The following is a 2,881-nucleotide window of genomic DNA, read 5'->3' as shown; positions in this document are numbered from 1 at the left end:
CGATCACGTTGTAGCAGTCGCCGGGGAGGATCGCCTCCAGCCACTCACGGATGCGCTCTTCGCCGCCCGGCGGGATCCCCTGCGCGCGGTCGGCCGGGTCGAAGCTGTCGTACATCTCCACGAGCGCCTCGCGGGCCTCGTCGTCCCCCTCGTACGGCCGGACCTCGATCTCGCGGTCCTCGCGGTCGGTGAACGTCGTCGGCGGCGGCGGGAACTCGTCGGCCACCGCGTCCGGGTACCCTCGGTCGCTCATCTGACCAGCGTGACCGAGGTCTTGGCGTTCAACAGGACGAACTCCGCGATCGACCCGATCGTGATCTTCCCCATCGGACTCGTGTGTCCGCCGCCGAGGACGATCTCCTCGAACCCCTCCGTCTCCGCGATCTCGACCAGCCGGCTCCCCGGGTCGCCCTCGACGCGCCGCACCTCGGCGTCGATCCCCGCCTCGTCGACGGCCGTCGTGGCCCGGTCCGCGACCTCGTCGGGCGACACCGAGGAGTCCTCGTTGTCGACCACGGCGATCGTCAGGTCGTCGTTCGCGACCGCCGCGCGCTCCACCGTCCGGTCGAGCGCGCGGAACGAGTCGTCGCTGCCGCCGATCCCGCAGAGCACCTTCATGTGGTGTCCCTCCACGCGACGGTACAAAAGTGGATCTCCGAGCGGTCGGCCACCGACAAGGCTTTTGCCCGGCCGCGGGGTTTCAACGGTATGAGCGACGACACCGGTCCGGCCGCCGACTCGGCCGACGAGACCGGCGGCGGAGCGGACGTCCCCGGCGGCGAGACCGGTGACAAGGCAGACGCGCCCGGCGACGAAGCGGACGTACCCGGCGGCGAGAGCGACGAGACCGGCGCAACGAACGCTTCCGACGGAACCGACGAGACCGGCGCAACGAACGCGTCCGACGACGTCCCGCGCGACGTCCGCAAGTACGAGCGGTTCAAGAAGATGGACGGGGCGCGCTACGAGCGCGTCAACGAGTTCCTGCGCGACCGGACGTACATCACGGCCCGCGAGTGGGCGATCGCGCGGCTCTGCGCCGACTTCCGCACCGAAACCGGCGTCGAGATGACGAAGATCGGCGAGAACCTCCCGGAACTCGTCCCCTTTATGACCGACACGTACACGCCGCAGGCGGTCAATCAGGCGCGATACTCCTTCGAGGAGAAGGTGACGAAGGCGGGCGCGACGTTCCTCTACGGCGCGATGTCAGGCTTCTTCACCGCCGAGGACTTAGACGAGATGATGTACGAGGTGACGGAGGTGGCGAAGTTCCTGCTGGAAGTGGAGGGTGTCGACCTCGCGGTCGCGGACGAACTGGAGGCCGAAGATAGGATTAGCGAGGTGATGCGCGACGTGCGCGCCTCCTCGGCCGACCTCCGTGGCGAGGAGGTCCGCTGCCCCGAGTGCGGCCACGTCCACGAGCCGACAGGGGAGTGACGATGGACGGATTCCCGGCGGCGTTCGACGCGCTCCCCGACCCGGTCGTGACCGTCGACACCGACGGCGTCGTCCGGGGCGGGAACGCGCGCGTCGAGTCGGTGCTCGGGCACGCGCGAGACGACGTGGTCGGGATGGCCGTCGGAGAGCTGTTCTTCGACCCCGACGGGGGGGACGCGGGCGGCGAGCTACGCCGGTACGTCGCCGACCCGGAACACCGGTCGATGTCGGTCGGGCTCGACCTCTGTGCCCGCCGGGCGGACGGGAGCGCGCTGCCCGTGGCGCTCGGGTTCGCCCCGTTCGACCGGGACGGCGAGACGCGCCTGCTGGTCACGGTCGTCGACGACAGCGCCGAGCGCAGGGCGGAGACCGACCTCCACCGCCGGACGCAGACCCTAGAAGCCCTCCACGAGGCGACGCAGGACCTCTTAAAGACCACCGACAGGGAGGTGGCCGCGGAGGCGGCCGTCGAGTACGTCGAGGAAGTCCTCGGCCACCCGATCGCGGCGATCTGGCTGTACGACGCGGACCGGGACCTCCTCGAACCCATCTCGTGGACGGCGCGGGCCGACGAGGTCGTCGGCGACCACCCGACGTACACCGCCGAGGGTCGGAGCATCTCGTGGGCGGTGTTCGAGTCCGGACAGCCGGAGTACGTCTCGGACACGCGGGCGGACCCGGACCAGTACAACGCGGACTCGCCGATCCGGAGCGAACTCGTGCTCCCGCTCGGGCGGTACGGGGTAATAAACGTCGGGGCGACCGAGCCGGAGGCGTTCAGCGAGGCCGACCTCGCGGTCGCCCGCCTGTGGGCCGCGACGGTGACGATGGTGTTCGTCCGGATCGAACGCGAGCGACAGCTCCGGACGCGAGAGGCGGAGATCGCCCGCGAGCGGGACCGGCTGGAGGAGTTCGCGAGCCTCGTGAGCCACGACCTCCGGAACCCCCTCAACGTCGCCGCCGGGAACCTCGACCTGCTCCGCGAGCGCCTCGAAGCCGGACAGGAGGACGTGACGGAGCTGGACGTGATCGGCCGGTCGCTCGACCGGATGCAGGAGCTAGTCGAGGACATGCTGGCGCTCGCCCGACAGGGGACCGAGATCGACGACACCGAGGTCCTCTCCCTGTCGGCGCTGGCCGAGGAGTGCTGGGACGGCGTCGACACCGAGTCGGCCGAGCTGGTCGTCCGGGGCGACGTCGCCGTCCGGGCCGACCGGAGCCGACTGCGGCAGGCCCTCGAAAACCTGTTCGCGAACAGCGTGGAACACGGTTCCACGAGCAGTCGGGCGGAGCCCGACGACAGCGTCGTCCACGGCGGCGACGACGTCGCCGTCGCGGTCGGGTCGCTCGACGACGGCGAGGGCTTCTACGTCGAGGACGACGGGCCGGGGATCCCCGTAGAACAGCGCGAGGAGGTGTTCGAGCCGGGGGGTCTCGACCG

The 2,881-nt window shown here is 70.4% G+C and carries 3 protein-coding genes and 1 pseudogene (1 of these 4 cut by a window edge); 2 read left to right on the top strand and 2 right to left on the bottom strand.

Going from position 1 to position 2,881, the window contains the following annotated elements:
* Positions 1-253, bottom strand: a pseudogene (locus tag BN903_RS18805) (metallophosphoesterase family protein); it reaches 305 nt to the left of the window's first position.
* Complete coding sequence (locus BN903_RS13155) at positions 250-618, bottom strand: universal stress protein (RefSeq protein ID WP_048078164.1); 369 nt, start codon at positions 616-618, stop codon at positions 250-252. The pseudogene BN903_RS18805 and the gene BN903_RS13155 overlap by 4 nt, the downstream one beginning before the upstream one ends.
* 90 nt (positions 619-708) lie before the next feature.
* Here BN903_RS13155 and BN903_RS13150 point away from each other — a divergent pair, with 90 nt between their 5' ends.
* Both BN903_RS13150 and BN903_RS13145 read left to right on the top strand, forming a co-directional pair.
* The gene (locus BN903_RS13150) at positions 709-1,440 is read left to right on the top strand and encodes a DUF5806 family protein (protein ID WP_048078163.1); all 732 of its coding nucleotides are present in this window, start codon (positions 709-711) and stop codon (positions 1,438-1,440) included.
* Between the two features lie 2 nt (positions 1,441-1,442).
* The coding region (locus BN903_RS13145) for a GAF domain-containing protein (protein WP_079890682.1) at positions 1,443-2,881 on the top strand (1,439 nt) is incomplete at its 3' end.

The organism is Halorubrum sp. AJ67 (genome assembly GCF_000513435.1).
This window is presented reverse-complemented; position numbering and strand designations above follow the sequence as displayed.